Below are 15,821 nucleotides of genomic sequence, written 5' to 3' on the forward strand. Positions count from 1 at the left end.
CGGTGATATCGACGCTGCCGCTGGTTAGTCAGCGACTTCCACGTCGGCGGCTTCAAAGGCCGCTTTCTCTTCTTCGGTGATCTCCTTGATCGAGAGCTTCACCCGGTTGCGGTTATCGATATCGAGCACCTTCACGAGCACGTCGTCACCTTCGTTCAGGAAGTCGCGGACGTTGTTAACCCGCTCTTGCACAATCTGCGAGATATGCACCAGCCCATCCGTGCCCGGCATGATATTCACAAAAGCGCCGAAGTCGGCAATGCGTACCACCTTGCCCATGTACAGCTTGCCGATTTCCGCTTCCGCCGTAATGGCCAGTACGGTGTCGATGGCTTTTTTCGCGGCAGCTTTGTCTTCCGCGTAGATACGCACGGTACCGTCGTCGTCCAAGTCGACCGACGCGCCGGTATCTTCGCAAATCTTGCGAATCGTGGCGCCACCCTTACCGATAACATCACGGATCTTGTCCGGATCGATCTTGATGGTCGCCATGGACGGGGCGTTTTCAGACACTTCCGTACGGCTCTGGGCGATCACGGCATTCATTTGCTCGAGGATTCCCAGACGTGCGGTATGGGCCTGCTGTAGCGCCGTTTCCATGATCTCTTCGTTGATGCCTTCGATCTTGATGTCCATCTGCAGGGCGGTCACGCCCTCTTGGGAACCGGCCACCTTGAAGTCCATGTCGCCAAGGTGATCTTCGTCCCCCAGGATATCGGTCAATACGGCATAACCGTCTTCATCCTTGACCAGGCCCATGGCAATACCGGCCACCGGTGCCTTCAGCGGCACACCGGCGTCCATCAGGGCCAGCGACGAACCACACACCGACGCCATTGAGCTTGAGCCGTTGGACTCGGTAATTTCCGATACGACCCGAATGGTGTAGGGAAACGCATCTTCAGCTGGCAGCATGGCCTGAACACCGCGACGCGCCAGACGGCCATGGCCGATTTCGCGACGCTTGGGCCCGCCCATGAAGCCCGCCTCGCCGACGCTGTAAGGAGGGAAGTTATAGTGCAGCATAAAGCGGTCTTTACGCTCGCCTTCCAGCGACTCGATGAGCTGCGAATCACGTAGCGTGCCCAGGGTGGCAATGGCAATCGCCTGGGTTTCACCACGCGTAAACACAGCGGAACCATGCGTTTTGGGCAGCGTACCGACTTCGATATCCAGCGGACGCACCGTGGTATTGTCACGGCCGTCAATGCGCGGCTCGCCCTTGACGACACGAGAGCGCACGACGCGCTTTTCAAGCCCCGCGAAGGCGGCTTTGACGTCATCCTTGCTGAATTTGCCTTCCGCCTCTTCGCCTTCGGGAGCCGCAAGCTGGGCAACGGCGTCGTCTTTCAGGGCAGACAGCGCGTCCTGACGAGCCATCTTGTCGGTAATCCGATAGGCTTCCCCGACTTTGGCTTCAAAAGCGTCCGCCATGGCCGCTTTCAGCGCTGTATTTTCTTCGGGCGGCTGCCAATCCCAGCGCGGTTTACCGGCTTCGGCAACCAGTTCATTGATCGCCCGGATCGCGACCTGCATTTCTTCGTGCCCGAACAGCACAGCCCCCAGCATTTCGTCTTCAAGCAGCTCTTTGGCTTCCGACTCGACCATCAGCACGGCCTTCTCGGTACCCGCGACGACCATATCCAGTTCAGAGCTGGCAAGCTCTTCAACGGTGGGGTTCAGGAAGTAGCCCTGCTCTTCATTAAAGCCAACCCGGGCACAGCCAATCGGGCCACTAAAGGGAACGCCCGAAATCGAAAGCGCCGCTGAGGTGCCCAGCATCGCCGCGATGTCTGGATCATGATTGCGATCGGTCGAAAGGACAGTACAGATTACCTGCACTTCGTTCATGAACCCCTTGGGGAACAGCGGACGGATCGGACGATCGATCAAGCGCGACGTGAGCGTCTCTTTCTCGGTCGGACGGCCTTCACGTTTGAAGAACCCGCCAGGAATCTTGCCGACTGCGTAGGTCTTCTCCTGGTAATGAACCGAGAGCGGGAAAAAGGGTTGGCTGGGATTCGCTTCTTTCTTGGCCACCACGGTACACAGGACAACGGTATCGTCCATGGTCACCATAACGGCGCCGGTGGCTTGGCGAGCGATACGCCCGGTTTCTAGGGTGACGGTGCTACGACCGTATTGGAACGTTTTCTTTACCGGATTCACGGCGACTTCCTTTAACATTAATAGCTACTTGTCTTTTCGTATGGGTCGTTTGGACTCGCCACCATTCTAGGCGTTGCCGCGCGATAGGGCTACCAGAAACAAAAAAACGGGCAGCCCCCGAAGGGACTGCCCGTTTCTCGACCATCGCCAACAATAACTTAGCGGCGGATGCCTAAGCTCTGAATCAGAGACTGATAGCGTTCGAAATCTTTACGCTTCAGGTAATCCAGCAGCTTACGACGCTGGTTTACCATGCGGATCAGACCACGACGGGAGTGGTGATCCTGCTTGTTGGTTTTGAAGTGGTCCTGCAGGCCGTTGATATTGGCGCTCAGCAGGGCAACCTGCACTTCAGGTGATCCGGTGTCGTTCTCGCCGCGGCCGTATTCGTTGACGATCTCGGCCTTCTTTTCAGCGGTTAATGCCATCTGTCTCTCCAGTAAGCAATATGCCTAACAATGAATGGGTGAGACCACGCATATTTGCAGTCTCAATCTACTATTTTCATCTGCAATTTTCTCGCAAACCGCCGCATTGATGCAACGCCTTACGAGATAGCGACCGTACTTAACAGCCGCTTGGGTGCCACTTCCTGACCTTCTTTTACAACACCGAGACCTATGAACGACTCAGCGTAATAAAGTCTTGCCAGCGCTTCAGGGGGAAGCGATTTGCCAGACACCACATTGGCGGACTGGCCGTGAGCCAAGCGCCCATAAGCCGGTTCATCCAATGTCAGCGATGGCAAATGATCCACCAGCACGTCAACCGGCATCAGCTCGGCTTCGCGGGCCGCTTGATCGGCTAACGCCTCAAGTGCTTCCAGCGTCCACATGGCGTCGCCGTTGAAAGGGCCGGTCTTGAGCCTTCTCAACTGACTGATGTGGCCGCCACAGCCCAGTGCCTTGCCAATGTCTTCAGCCAGGGTGCGGATGTAGGTCCCCTTGCTGCAGCTGACTTCCAGCTCGAAGGCCGTGCCTTCAAAGGACAGCAGGCGGGCATCATACACGCTTACCCGCCGCGCTGCACGCTCAACCTGCTTTCCCTCGCGGGCGAGCTCATAGAGTTTTTTACCTTCGTGCTTCAGCGCCGAGTACATCGGCGGCACCTGGTCGATCTCACCGCGAAAGCCGGATAATACCGACTCAATATCGTCGACCGTCAGGCTTGGCACATCATGTTGCTCAATGACCGCGCCTTCTGCATCCCCCGTATCGGTTATTGTCCCCAGTTCTACCCGGGTGCGATACGCCTTGTCGGCTTCCAGCAGGTGCGATGAAAACTTGGTGGCCTCGCCCAGGCAGATGGGCAGCAAGCCCGTCGCCATAGGGTCCAGGGTACCGGTATGGCCGGCTTTTTGCGCCTCGAAAAGACGCCGCACCCGCTGCAGGGCATGGTTGCTGGAAAGTCCTTTCGGCTTATCCAGCAGGACAATGCCATTCACCGGCAGCCCCCGACGGCGACGCGCCATTAACGCGGCTCCTCGCCTGATTCATCCGCACTTGCATCGTCCTGTTCCTGACGAGCACGGTCGGTTGAAACCGCTTCGTCAATCAGCGACGACAGCTGCTGGCCACGCACCACGCTTTCATCGAAATGAAAACGCAGCTCGGGAACGTGGCGCAGTTTAATACGCTTGGCTATCTGGCTTCTCAGGAAACCTGCCGCCCGTTTCAGCACCTGCAGGTTTTCCTTGATACGCTCGGCGTCCTGTTCACCCAACAGGGTGACGTATATATCCGCATAACCCAGGTCACGGCTCACGGTGACACCGCTGACCGTGACCATGCCGAGGCGCGGGTCTTTCACTTCGCGCTGGATCAGCACCGCCAGCTCCTTCTGGAGCTGGTCGGCTACCCGGTCGGTACGCTTGAATTCGCGCATGCTTGCTCCTCAGCCCTACAGGCTGCGCTCGACCTTCACTTGGTCAAAGACTTCGATCTTGTCGCCGACCTGGACATCGTTGTAGTTCTTCACGCCGATGCCGCACTCAACGCCGCTACGCACTTCCTGTACGTCGTCTTTATAGCGGCGCAGCGATTCGAGCTCACCTTCGTAGATCACCACGTCGTCGCGCAGCACGCGAATCTTCTTGTTACGGTGCACGCTGCCTTCAACGACCATACAGCCTGCGATCGCACCAATCTTCGGCGCACGGAAGACGTCGCGAACTTCAGCCACACCGACGATTTCTTCTTTCCACTCCGGCGCGAGCATACCGCTCATCGCCTGCTTGACCTCGTCGATCAACTGGTAGATGACGCTGTAGTAGCGCAGATCCAGCCCTTCGCGTTCGATGATCTCACGGGCAGCGGCGTCAGCACGGACGTTAAAGCCGACGACGATGGCTTCAGAGGCCAGCGCCAGGTTGGCATCGGTACCAGTGATACCGCCAACGCCGGAGGACACAACCGCCACCTCGACTTCGCTGGTCGAGAGTTCTTCCAACGCCCCTTTGATGGCTTCCAGCGAGCCCTGGACGTCGGCTTTCAGCACGATGTTGACCTTGGCCACTTCGTCCTGGCCCATCTGGCTGAACATGTTCTCCAGCTTGGCCTTCTGCTGACGCGCCAGACGGACTTCGCGGTATTTACCCTGACGGAAGTTGGCCACTTCGCGGGCCTTCTTCTCATCCGCGACGACCATGAAGTCATCACCGGCATCCGGGGTACCGTCCAGGCCCTGGATCTCAACCGGCATGGCCGGGCCAACCTCATCGACCTGCTGGGCGAGTTCGTTGGTCAGCGCACGCACACGGCCGTAGTGCAGGCCGGCAAGCACGATATCACCCTTCTTGAGGGTACCGTTCTGCACCAGTACGGTCGCGACCGGGCCACGGCCTTTATCGAGGCGCGATTCCACCACGACGCCTTTACCCGGTGCTTCAGGCACGGCTTTAAGCTCCAGTACTTCAGAGACCAACTGGATCGCCTCCAGCAGTTCCTCAATGCCGTCGCCGGTCTTGGCAGATACGTGGACGAACTGGGTATCGCCGCCCCACTCTTCTGAAATCACGCCATGCTGCGAGAGCTCGTTACGAATGCGGTCGAAGTCAGCACCCTCTTTGTCGGTCTTGTTGACCGCCACTACCATCGGCACGCCCGCCGCTTTGGAGTGCTCGATCGCCTCAACCGTCTGGGGCATCACACCGTCATCCGCCGCCACGACCAGGATGACAACGTCGGTCGCCTGGGCGCCGCGGGCACGCATGGCGGTGAACGCTGCGTGGCCTGGCGTATCCAGGAATGTCACGCCGCCATGTTCGTCTTCCACATGGTAGGCACCGATATGCTGGGTAATACCACCCGCTTCGCCGGTTGCCACCTTGGCCTTACGGATATAATCGAGAAGCGACGTCTTACCATGGTCGACGTGGCCCATCACGGTCACGACCGGTGAACGGGTGATTTCGTCGCCTTCGTAGGAAATGCCTTCGAGCATTTCCGTTTCCAGCGCGTCATCCTTCACCAGCTTGACCTTGTGACCCATCTCCTCGACAACGATGGCTGCCGTATCCTGATCGATGGTCTGGTTGATGGTGACCGCCGCGCCCATGTTGAACATCGCCTTGATGACTTCATTGGCTTTGATCGACATCTTGTCGGCCAGATCCGCCACGCTGATGGACTCGGGAATCGAGACCTCGCGCACGATCGGCTGGGTCGGCTTCTGGAAACCATGCTTGCCATTACCACCGCTGGCACCACCGCCACGACGACCGCCGCGACGCTCGGCACGCTTGGCTTTCTTGCCGCCAGCACCGCGCTTGCGTTCTTCGCGATCACCGCGATCTTCCTCGTCATCACGACGGCCTTTCTTCTTGGCCGCTGATTTCTTGGGCGGTGCGGTACGACGGTCGGTGCGGCCTTCTTTCGGCGGCGCCGGCGGCATGTCTTCGGATGCCGGGGTATCGTCGATCTGCAGCTCGGGCACCGGAACGTCAGGCGCCTTCTGCGCCTCGACCTGGGCGGCCTGTTCGGCTTCTTTACGCGCTGCTTCTTCCGCCGCCTTGGCTTTTTCTGCAGCGGCCTTTTCTTCGGCTTCGCGTGCATCACGCGCTTTGCTTTCAGCCTCAGCTTCGGCCATGTCACCGACGAGTTGACGCGGACCCGAATGCTTGGGTTCAGGCGCTTTCGGCTTGTCCTCTTCTTCAGAGCGCTTGACGTACGTCTTCTTCTTGCGCACCTGAACTTCGATGGTTTTACCGCGTTCGCCTGTCTTGATACGGCTGCGGGTTTTGCGCGTCAACGTAATACGGCTCTTGCCGCTATCGCTTTCATCGCCGTCGCCGCCGTGACTTTTCTTCAGAAAGTTAAGCAAGGTGCGCTTATCTTCTTCCGATACCGCATCGGTTTCCGAAGCGTGCTGTAAACCCGCCTCTTTCATCTGCTCTAGCAGGCGGGGCACATCACGGCCCACCTTTACTGCAAAATCTTTAACTGTCATATCTGACATATTGACCCTCCTCAGCCCGTGACCTGTTTACTGTGTGTTCGAATCCGACGCGTCATCGTCTTCAAACCAGGGCGCACGGGCAGTCATGATCAGTGCCGCTGCGCGCGCTTCGTCCAACTCCTCGATATCGACCAGATCGTCGACAGACTGCTCGGCGAGATCCTCCATGGTAACAATGCCGCGGCTGGCAAAAATGAAGGCCAGGTGGCGCTCCATGCCATCCATCTCCAGCAGATCTGCTGCTGGCTGGGCACCGTCTAGCGCTTCTTCCGAGGCAATTGCCATCGTCAGCAGCTCGTCTTTCGCCCGTGCACGCAGCTCTTCAACCAGATCCTCGTCGAACTCTTCGATTTCGAGCATCTCTTCAAGCGGCACGTAGGCGACTTCTTCAAGGGTCGTGAACCCTTCGTCCACTAACAGGCGGGCAACCTCTTCATCGACCTGGAGATGGCTGACAAAAGAATCCACCAGACTATCAATTTCCTGGTCGCGCTTGGCTTCCGCTTCGTCTTCGGTCATGACGTTGATCCGCCAGCCGGTCAGATCAGAGGCCAGACGCACGTTCTGGCCGCTACGACCAATGGCCTGGGCCAGATTATCCTGAGCGACGGCGACATCCATCGCATGGGCATCCTCGTCAACAAGGATAGACGCCACATCGGCGGGTGCCATGGCGTTTATCACCAGCTGTGCGGGATTGTCATCCCACAGCACGATGTCGACACGCTCGTTCTGCAGCTCGGTCGATACCGCCTGCACGCGAGAGCCGCGCATGCCGACACAGGCACCGACGGGATCAATGCGTCGGTCGTTGGTTTTCACGGCAATCTTGGCGCGTGAACCGGGATCCCTTGCCGCGCCCTTGATTTCGATGAGCTGCTCGGCAATTTCCGGCACTTCAATCTTGAACAGCTCGATAATCAGCTCGGGGCAGGTCCGCGACAGCTGCAGCTGGGCGCCACGCGCGTCGGGGTCGACCTTGACCAGCAGCGCGCGAACACGCTCGTTCATCCGGTAGCGCTCACCGTGGATCATTTCGTTGCGCGGCAGAAACGCTTCCGCGTTATCGCCCAAGTCAATGATCAAGCCGTCGCGCGTGGTCTTTTTAACGATACCGGCGACCAGCTCTCCTTCGCGATCGGTATATTGACGCACGACTTCGGCACGCTCGGCCTCGCGCACTTTTTGCACGATGACCTGCTTGGCCGTTTGTGCCGCAATGCGACCAAAGACGGCATTTTCGATTTTCTGTTCGACGACATCGCCCAGTTTCAGCGGCGGATCGCGCTGTTCAGCGATGCTTTGCTTGATTTCGTAATCTGGCGTTTCGAATTCGTCGTCTTCGACGACCGTCCAGTAGCGAAACGTCTCGTATTCCCCCGTGCGACGGTCAATGTGTACCCGCACGTTGGCTTCTTCATTGTCAAAACGCTTGCGTGACGCGCTCGCAAGAGCAGATTCCACCGCTTCAAAAATGACGTCGCGGGGAACACCTTTTTCGTTAGAGATCGCGTCAACGACCATTAATATTTCTTTACTCATGCGTTTGCCTCGCCAGAAAACCTGTCCTTATGTGCATCGCGCCAACTGCCTGCCGGCCACCACGCCACCTGGTTAATCGTCGAACTGCGGTACAACGTGCGCAGAATCAATGCCTTCAATCGGAAAACAATACTCTTCGCCATCCATTTGCAGCAGTATTTCGTCGCCCTCGACACCTGCCAGCAACCCTTGAAACTTGCGCCGCCCGTCAAAGGGTGCGCGCAGTTTTAATGCGACATGATGTCCTTGAAAACGGGAAAAATGATCCAGGGTATACAGCGGGCGTGCCATGCCCGGCGAAGACACTTCGAGTCGGTACTCCCCCGGAATAGGATCTTCGACGTCCAATATCGCGCTGACTTGACGACTGATATCGGCGCAGTCTTCAACATTGACGCCGCTTTCACGTTCGATATAAATCACCAAACGCGAATGCTTACCCTGCGAAAGATGGTCGATGCCCCATAGCTCAAAGCCCATGGCAGCAACAACAGGTTCTATCAGCGCGTGCAGCGCCGCATGTTTTGTGGCCACAGACGTTGCTCCTATAGCCGTTGCATCAGGCACCTGGCCAGGAGACATATGAAAAGCTAGGTGGCTGATTGGCGTTACCCGGAAATGTGCCTCCGGCAAGCCGTTGGGCATCCGCCCTTGAGACACGCTTGTTAACGAAAAGCTGCTAACAAAAAGCCCCTTCACAGGAAGGGGCTTTTCGAAAGAAACCTGTTACACCAACATGACGGTAAGCATTGGGAAACCCCTTAATGATGGCGTCGCCTCTCATGACATGAAACGCTCGCACATGCTTGCTTATCGCCAGAAAGTGGTAGCGGGGACCGGATTTGAACCGATGACCTTCGGGTTATGAGCCCGACGAGCTACCAGACTGCTCCACCCCGCATCAATCTAGGTCGCAGATAATAGACGCTTGTGCTTATTCCGTCAAGCTGTCTTTTATCCTTTAGACGCTTCAACCAAGGAGCGTTTATTACGTCTGGGGAACTGGCGAACCAGCGCATCAGATGGTGCCGAAGGCGGGACTTGAACCCGCACGACCGTAAGGTCACTACCCCCTCAAGATAGCGTGTCTACCAATTCCACCACTTCGGCATCAGGGGAGGCTCGAGGAAGCAAGATCAATCAGTTACTCGCTGCTTTCCTCTAGCACTGGCGCGGCATTATCCGCACTTTCGTCACCTTCGTCAAGCATTGGTGCACTTTGCTGTTGCTCGATCAGGTTTGCGTCAGGAATACCCGCTTCCGGTGCCTGCCCTGCCTGGGTGGCAAAGTAGGCCAGCGCCATCGAGGTGACGAAAAAGCCTGCGGCAAGGATGGCCGTGAAACGGGACAGAAAATTACCGCTACCGCGTGAACCAAATACCGTTTGCGACGCACCGCCACCGAAGGCGGCACCTGCTTCGGCACCTTTACCCTGCTGAAGCAGGATGAGCACAACCAGGGCGATCGCAATCACCACGTGGACCATAAGAATTGCAACTTGCATGGCGTTATCCTGCTGACTGACAAATGGCGTGAAATTCGTCGGTTTTGAGCGAAGCGCCGCCCACCAAACCGCCGTCGATATCCGGCTGAGCAAGCAGCTCAGCCGCATTGTTTGCGTTCATGCTGCCGCCGTACAACAGCTTGAGCTGCTCGGCAAGTACCGCATCGAACGAGGCCTGATAAGACCGAATACCGGCCATGACCTCTTGAGCCTGCTCAGGCGTTGCCGTTCGCCCTGTGCCAATCGCCCATACCGGCTCATAGGCGATGACCACCTCAGAACGCTGGGCGGGCTCCAGGCGAGACATTACGTACTCTACCTGGCGCAGCACGACATCCATGGTGTGCCCCGCATCGCGTTCCTCAAGGGTTTCCCCGACACAGAGAATCGGCGTAAGCCCTGACGCCAGGGCCGCCATCAAGCGGTCAAATACCTGCTCGTCAGTTTCCTGATAAAGCTGCCGCCGCTCTGAATGACCGACCAGTACATAAGCGACATCAAACTCTTGCAGCATACTGCCACTGACTTCACCGGTATGCGCGCCCGAGGGCTGAGGATTGAGCGTCTGCGCCCCGAGTTTTAGCGACGTATTCCTGAAGGCCTGCCGCGCCGTTTCCAGGTAGGGAAAAGGCGGAATCACGACCACATCGACGCCAGCGGGCAACCTGGCGGCTGCAAACGCATCGCCAAACGCTTTAACCAGCGCCGTCGAACCGTTCATTTTCCAGTTACCGGCAATTAATGGCCTACGCATGAAGCCTCCTCACACTCAAGGTGGAGCGAAATGGTATAGGAGCGGACTTGTCAAGACAACCGCTGTTGTCAGCAGACGCTATTTAAGCAGCGCCTGCACCTGTTCGGCCAGGCGATTTGCCAACTTGTCGACGTCCAGGTGCGCGCGGCCTTCCACCATGACACGAATTAACGGCTCAGTGCCTGACGCCCTGAGCAAGACACGACCTTCATCGCCCAACTCCTGTTCGAGCGCGGCCACTGCCTTCTTAAGCGGCTCCGAGGCCATCACGCTCTTGGCATTGGTCCCTGCTGGCAACCTGACGTTCACCAGCGCCTGCGGGACTTTTTCCAAGCCTCTCAACAAGGCGGGAAGCGGCTGCTGTTCACGCATCATCAGCGCCAGGACCTGCAGCGCGGAGACAATGCCGTCTCCGGTGGTCTGAACATGGCTGCACAGGATATGGCCCGACGATTCGCCACCCAGCTCCCACTGATTGGCTGCCATACGCTCCATCACGAAACGGTCACCGACCTTGGCGCGCTCAAATGGAATACCCATTTTTTCAAACGCCATCGCCAGGCCAAAGTTGCTCATGAGCGTCCCCACCACACCGCCATCCAGCAAACCACGTGCGTGACGATCCCGGGCAATCAGGTAAAGAATGTCGTCACCGTCGACTTCACGGCCATCGGAATCGACCAGTAATACACGGTCGCCGTCGCCGTCGAAGGCAATCCCCAGGTCGGCGCCTTGCTGGATCACCGCCGCACGCAGCGCTGCCGGGTGCGTCGAGCCAACGTCCTGGTTGATATTCAGGCCATCCGGCGTGCCACCAATGACGCTGACCTCGGCCCCCAGCTCACGAAACACACTCGGTGCGATGTGGTAGGTGGCACCATGCGCGCAGTCGAGCACAATGGTCAAGCCATGCAGGCTGAGGCGATCGGGCAGGGTCGATTTGCAAAACTCGATATAGCGGCCGGCAGCATCGTCAATACGCATGGCCTTGCCCAGCTGAGCGGCCCCAGCGGTGGTTAACGGCGCATCCAGCATGGTCTCGATTCGGTCTTCAATCGCATCCGGGAGCTTTTTACCCTCTGCCGAAAAAAACTTGATGCCATTATCATCGAAGGGGTTGTGCGAGGCTGAAATCACGATCCCGGCATCGGCACGAAAAGTGCGCGTCAAATAGGCAATACCGGGAGTCGGCATTGGCCCCAGCAGTGCCACGTCGGCCCCCGCAGCAGACAGCCCTGATTCAAGCGCAGACTCGAACATGTAACCCGAAATACGCGTGTCCTTGCCGATCAACACCCGGGTACGACCTTTCTCTCGGCGCAATACCTGACCCGCCGCCCAGCCCAGCTTGAGCATGAAATCGGCGGTAATCGGTGACTGACCGACCCTTCCGCGAATACCGTCCGTACCGAAATAGCGTCTTGTCATGCGTTACTCTCCTTGCTGGTAGAGGCCTCGCAGCCTTCCTGCCACACGGCCCACGCCATATTGACGGCGTCGACCGTCGGCCCCACATCGTGGACGCGTACAATACTCGCCCCGCGCTCAACCGCCATGGCCGCCAGCGCAAGCCCGCCTGGCAGCCGCTCGTCGATGGGGCGACCCAGCACTTTACCGATCATGCTCTTGCGCGACATGCCCGCGAGTATCGGCAGGCCCAGCGACTGAAGGACATCCATGCGATTCAGCAAGCGCAGATTGTGCTCGACCGTTTTACCAAAACCAAAGCCTGGATCCACGAGCAGGCGATGACGGCGCAGACCTGCGGCCTCGCACTCGGCGACTCGGGCCGCCAGGTAGTCGACCACCACCTCTTCGATGGGCTTATCGTAGGCGGGCGCCTGCTGCATATTCTGGGGCTCGCCCTGGCGATGCATCAGGCACACCGGCAAGCCGCTACCCATGGCGGCCGCCAGGGCCCCATCCCGCTCGAGTGCCCGCACGTCGTTGATCATGCCTGCCCCCAGCGCACTCGCCTCGTGCATCACGGCGGGGCAACTGGTGTCCACCGACACAAGCGCATCCAGCTCGCGTACAAGCGCCTCTATGACGGGCGCGACACGGTCAAGCTCCTGTTGCTCACCGACGGGCGAGGCGCCGGGACGGGTCGACTCACCGCCCACATCAATCATGGCGGCGCCTTCCGCCAGCATTTGCTCGGCGCGCCGCAACGCATCGTCCAATGCCACATGCTGGCCACCATCAGAGAATGAGTCCGGCGTGACGTTCAAAACGCCCATGACACGAGGAAAGGACAGATCAAGTAAATGTCGGCCGCAACGCAGTTGCGCAGGAAGCTGCGCCAGCGGCGCCGACGGGGTGGGACGTGCCGTAAAAGTCATGCTGTCGCCTGGTCGGAAAAAACATATCGGTATTATAGGTGCGTGCACAGCATAACAAAAAGGCGTCCCGTTTGGGGACGCCTTGATGTTAGCGCAACGGCCGGACTTTAGGCTAAGGACCGGCAGGGCCACCTAGCGGGTCGGAGGGCCGACGACTCGGCTCTTCATCATCTGAATCGCCATCGCCACCTGCCTCATCACCATGACGCGTATCATCGCTGGGCGACGCGCTGGGCTGATCGCTTGCAGCAGGCGTGCCACCACCGGGTGAATCGCCGTCATTCCAGCCTTCCGGTGGGCGCGGGTCGCGGCCGTCCATGATATCTTTCAACTGGTCGGCATCGATGGTTTCGTACTTCATCAGCGCTTCCGCCATCGCATCAAGCTTATCGCGATTTTCGGTCAGAATGCGGCGCGCCTCCTCGTAGCAATCATCGATGATCTTGCGGACTTCCTTATCAAGCCGCGTGGTGGTTTCACCCGACTTCATCTTGGAACCGCCCTGACCCGGGCCACCGAGGAACTGGTGGGACTCGTCCTCGTCGTACATGATCGGGCCCATTTCATCCGACAGCCCCCACTTGGCAACCATGTTATGGGCAAGCTCAGTGGCGCGCTTGATGTCGTTGGATGCCCCGGTGGTAACACCGTTAGGCCCAAGCGTCATCTCTTCGGCAATACGACCACCGAACAGCGAGCAGATCTGACTCAGGATTTGCTGACGTGACAGGCTGTAACGATCCTCTTCAGGCAGAAACATGGTGACACCCAATGCCCGTCCCCGAGGAATGATCGTTACCTTGTAGACCGGGTCGTGACCCGGGGCCACCAGGCCGATAATTGCGTGGCCCGACTCGTGGTAAGCCGTATTGAGCTTTTCCTTGTCGGTCATGACCATGGATTTGCGCTCAGCGCCCATCATGATCTTGTCCTTGGCCAGATCGAGCTCTTCCATGCTGACCAGCCGCTTGTTGCGACGGGCCGCAAAGAGGGCAGCTTCGTTGACCAGGTTGGCCAGATCGGCACCCGAAAAGCCGGGCGTGCCGCGTGCAATCAGCTGCGGCTTGACGTCGTCGGCTAGCGGCACCTTGCGCAGGTGCACGCCGAGGATATGCTCACGCCCCCGGATATCGGGCAAGGCAACGGTTACCTGACGGTCAAAACGCCCAGGACGCAGCAATGCGGGGTCAAGCACGTCAGGACGGTTGGTAGCCGCAATCACGATGACACCTTCGTTGGCCTCGAAGCCGTCCATCTCGACCAATAGCTGGTTCAGGGTCTGTTCACGCTCGTCGTTACCGCCACCCATGCCAGCACCGCGCGAGCGGCCTACCGCATCAATCTCATCGATAAAGATGATGCACGGCGCCTGCTTCTTGGCCTGCTCGAACATATCGCGAACGCGGGACGCACCGACACCGACAAACATTTCCACGAAGTCAGAGCCGGAGATGGAAAAGAACGGCACCTTGGCTTCGCCGGCAATCGATTTCGCCAGCAGCGTTTTACCGGTACCCGGTGGGCCCACCATCAGAACACCACGCGGAATGGTACCGCCCAGACGCTGGAACTTGGTCGGGTCGCGCAGGAAGTCGACAAGTTCTTCGACCTCTTCCTTGGCTTCATCACAACCGGCAACGTCCGAGAACGTCGTCTTGACCTGGTCATGGGAGAGCAGCTTGGCCTTGGACTTGCCAAAGCTCATCGGGCCGCCTTTGCCTCCACCGGCACCGCCCTGCATCTGACGCATGAAGAACATGAAAATGGCCAGGATCAGCAGAATCGGGAAGCTGGCAATCAGTAGACGCGTCCAGATGCTTTGCTGCTCCGGCTCTTTACCGATCACCGTCACGTCGTTGCTCAGCAGATCATCCATCAGCTTGGGATCTTCTGCCGCTGGACGAATTGTCTGAAACTGTGAACCATCTGTCCGCTCACCGGTGATGGTATAGCCATCAATGGTGACGCTGCGCACTTCCTGGTCCTGCACCTGCTCAACGAACTGGGTGTAGTTCATTGTCTGGGGTGCACTCTCGGTACTGAAATTATTGAACACTGTCAGTAGCACGGCCGCGATGACCAGCCACAGAATCAGGTTCTTTGCCATATCGTTCAAGGGGCTACCCTCATTACAAGAATCCGTCAGTTAAACCTACAGGTGAGACCTTACACTAGCCTCGAGGGTTCAACCATTGCCAAGGTGTCTAATACCTTGGGCCATCTGTGCCACGCTCGCCTTTGAAACGTAATGTGACACACTTTGCAACTGTCTGTCTGGCTATCGCGGTGATAAATCCTGTCGATAGACCTGGCGCTGATCATGCCCCCCGGAAGCCATCCGCCAGCAGATAGACTTCACGGGACCGCGCCCGAGAAGCGCCGGGTTTGCGCGTCACCACCCGCTTGAAGCTTCCGCGAAGCTCTTTCAAATAACTGTCGAAGCCTTCGCCCTGGAAGACCTTTACCAGCAACTGCCCCCCCGGAGAAAGCGTTTCACGCGCCAGCTCAAGGGCCAGCTCCACCAGATACATGGCTTGCGGCTGATCAATCGCCGCCATGCCACTCATATTGGGGGCCATGTCCGACATCACAAGGTCTACCGGACGATTTTCCAGCTGCTCAAGAATCGCGTTGAGCACTGACTCCTCGGTAAAGTCCCCCTGAACAAAGGACACATCGGCCAGCCCATCCATGTCGAGAATATCGGAGGCGATGACCCTGCCCTGCGGGCCTACTTTCTCGGCGGCAATTTGACTCCATCCCCCTGGCGCAGCGCCAAGGTCGATGACGGTCATGCCAGGCCGCAGCAGCTTGTCTTTTTCGTCGATCTCAAGCAGTTTATAGCTCGCCCGGGAGCGATAGCCATCCTGCCAGCTTTGCTTGACGTAAGGATCATCAAAATGCTCTTTCATCCAGCTTGCGCTGGTTTTGCTCGTTGGCCGCTTACGGCCCGGGGGCGTTTGCTGCATGACAGAATCTAACACTGGAAGAGGCGATGGCACGCTTTTACACCATGTCTTTCACTTGGTGGCGTTTCACCGTAAGATGGAACGTT

General features: G+C 58.2%; 13 protein-coding genes and 2 tRNA genes. All 15 read right to left on the reverse strand.

Features of this window, described 5'->3' with window-relative positions; genetic code table 11:
- Positions 1–24 precede the first annotated feature (24 nt).
- Positions 25–2,187 (reverse strand): polyribonucleotide nucleotidyltransferase, encoded by a 2,163-nt coding sequence (pnp, locus tag ADS46_RS03020; protein WP_066316108.1) that lies wholly within the window; start codon positions 2,185–2,187, stop codon positions 25–27.
- A gap of 140 nt (positions 2,188–2,327) precedes the next feature.
- Positions 2,328–2,597: a 30S ribosomal protein S15 gene (gene rpsO / locus ADS46_RS03025; protein ID WP_066316110.1), complete on the reverse strand. Its 270-nt coding sequence runs from the start codon at positions 2,595–2,597 to the stop codon at positions 2,328–2,330.
- 119 nt (positions 2,598–2,716) lie between these two features.
- Positions 2,717–3,640, reverse strand: coding sequence for a tRNA pseudouridine(55) synthase TruB (truB, locus tag ADS46_RS03030; protein ID WP_066316111.1), 924 nt, complete (start codon positions 3,638–3,640; stop codon positions 2,717–2,719).
- Positions 3,640–4,053 (reverse strand): 30S ribosome-binding factor RbfA, encoded by a 414-nt coding sequence (rbfA, locus tag ADS46_RS03035; protein WP_066316112.1) that lies wholly within the window; start codon positions 4,051–4,053, stop codon positions 3,640–3,642. Before rbfA ends, truB begins: the two co-directional genes overlap by 1 nt.
- A gap of 15 nt (positions 4,054–4,068) precedes the next feature.
- Positions 4,069–6,624 carry a translation initiation factor IF-2 gene (gene infB, locus ADS46_RS03040; protein ID WP_066316114.1) on the reverse strand — a complete coding sequence of 852 codons (2,556 nt, stop codon included), beginning with the start codon at positions 6,622–6,624 and terminating at the stop codon, positions 4,069–4,071.
- Between the two features lie 27 nt (positions 6,625–6,651).
- Positions 6,652–8,166, reverse strand: coding sequence for a transcription termination factor NusA (gene nusA, locus ADS46_RS03045; RefSeq protein WP_066316115.1), 1,515 nt, complete (start codon positions 8,164–8,166; stop codon positions 6,652–6,654).
- Between the two features lie 72 nt (positions 8,167–8,238).
- A complete protein-coding gene (gene rimP, locus ADS46_RS03050) occupies positions 8,239–8,700 on the reverse strand; it encodes a ribosome maturation factor RimP (RefSeq protein ID WP_066316117.1) in 462 nt (153 codons plus the stop codon).
- Between the two features lie 290 nt (positions 8,701–8,990).
- A tRNA-Met gene (locus ADS46_RS03055) sits at positions 8,991–9,067 on the reverse strand.
- A gap of 122 nt (positions 9,068–9,189) precedes the next feature.
- A tRNA-Leu gene (locus ADS46_RS03060) sits at positions 9,190–9,276 on the reverse strand.
- 34 nt (positions 9,277–9,310) lie between these two features.
- Positions 9,311–9,670 (reverse strand): preprotein translocase subunit SecG, encoded by a 360-nt coding sequence (secG, locus tag ADS46_RS03065; RefSeq protein WP_066316119.1) that lies wholly within the window; start codon positions 9,668–9,670, stop codon positions 9,311–9,313.
- A gap of 4 nt (positions 9,671–9,674) precedes the next feature.
- Positions 9,675–10,424 (reverse strand): triose-phosphate isomerase, encoded by a 750-nt coding sequence (tpiA, locus tag ADS46_RS03070; RefSeq protein WP_066316122.1) that lies wholly within the window; start codon positions 10,422–10,424, stop codon positions 9,675–9,677.
- A 78-nt stretch (positions 10,425–10,502) separates the two neighbouring features.
- Positions 10,503–11,852: a phosphoglucosamine mutase gene (gene glmM, locus ADS46_RS03075; RefSeq protein ID WP_066316123.1), complete on the reverse strand. Its 1,350-nt coding sequence runs from the start codon at positions 11,850–11,852 to the stop codon at positions 10,503–10,505.
- Positions 11,849–12,664, reverse strand: a complete 816-nt coding sequence (gene folP, locus ADS46_RS03080) for a dihydropteroate synthase (RefSeq protein ID WP_156524466.1) — start codon at positions 12,662–12,664, stop codon at positions 11,849–11,851. The genes glmM and folP overlap by 4 nt, the downstream gene beginning before the upstream one ends.
- A 214-nt stretch (positions 12,665–12,878) precedes the next feature.
- A complete protein-coding gene (gene ftsH, locus ADS46_RS03085) occupies positions 12,879–14,882 on the reverse strand; it encodes an ATP-dependent zinc metalloprotease FtsH (RefSeq protein WP_066316134.1) in 2,004 nt (667 codons plus the stop codon).
- A gap of 202 nt (positions 14,883–15,084) precedes the next feature.
- A complete protein-coding gene (gene rlmE, locus ADS46_RS03090) occupies positions 15,085–15,735 on the reverse strand; it encodes a 23S rRNA (uridine(2552)-2'-O)-methyltransferase RlmE (RefSeq protein ID WP_066316135.1) in 651 nt (216 codons plus the stop codon).
- Between the last annotated feature and the right edge of the window lie 86 nt (positions 15,736–15,821).

Origin of the sequence: Halomonas sp. G11, assembly GCF_001663515.1 — a bacterium.
Classification (GTDB): domain Bacteria; phylum Pseudomonadota; class Gammaproteobacteria; order Pseudomonadales; family Halomonadaceae; genus Vreelandella.

What these genes read in the sequence shown, in the direction of transcription:
- pnp (WP_066316108.1), bottom strand. Translation starts at nt 2,187, where the DNA reads ATGTTAAAGGAAGTCGCCGTGAATCCGGTAAAGAAAACGTTCCAATAC.
- rpsO (WP_066316110.1), bottom strand. Translation starts at nt 2,597, where the DNA reads ATGGCATTAACCGCTGAAAAGAAGGCCGAGATCGTCAACGAATACGGC.
- truB (WP_066316111.1), bottom strand. Translation starts at nt 3,640, where the DNA reads ATGGCGCGTCGCCGTCGGGGGCTGCCGGTGAATGGCATTGTCCTGCTG.
- rbfA (WP_066316112.1), bottom strand. Translation starts at nt 4,053, where the DNA reads ATGCGCGAATTCAAGCGTACCGACCGGGTAGCCGACCAGCTCCAGAAG.
- infB (WP_066316114.1), bottom strand. Translation starts at nt 6,624, where the DNA reads ATGTCAGATATGACAGTTAAAGATTTTGCAGTAAAGGTGGGCCGTGAT.
- nusA (WP_066316115.1), bottom strand. Translation starts at nt 8,166, where the DNA reads ATGAGTAAAGAAATATTAATGGTCGTTGACGCGATCTCTAACGAAAAA.
- secG (WP_066316119.1), bottom strand. Translation starts at nt 9,670, where the DNA reads ATGCAAGTTGCAATTCTTATGGTCCACGTGGTGATTGCGATCGCCCTG.
- tpiA (WP_066316122.1), bottom strand. Translation starts at nt 10,424, where the DNA reads ATGCGTAGGCCATTAATTGCCGGTAACTGGAAAATGAACGGTTCGACG.
- glmM (WP_066316123.1), bottom strand. Translation starts at nt 11,852, where the DNA reads ATGACAAGACGCTATTTCGGTACGGACGGTATTCGCGGAAGGGTCGGT.
- folP (WP_156524466.1), bottom strand. Translation starts at nt 12,664, where the DNA reads ATGGGCGTTTTGAACGTCACGCCGGACTCATTCTCTGATGGTGGCCAG.
- rlmE (WP_066316135.1), bottom strand. Translation starts at nt 15,735, where the DNA reads ATGCAGCAAACGCCCCCGGGCCGTAAGCGGCCAACGAGCAAAACCAGC.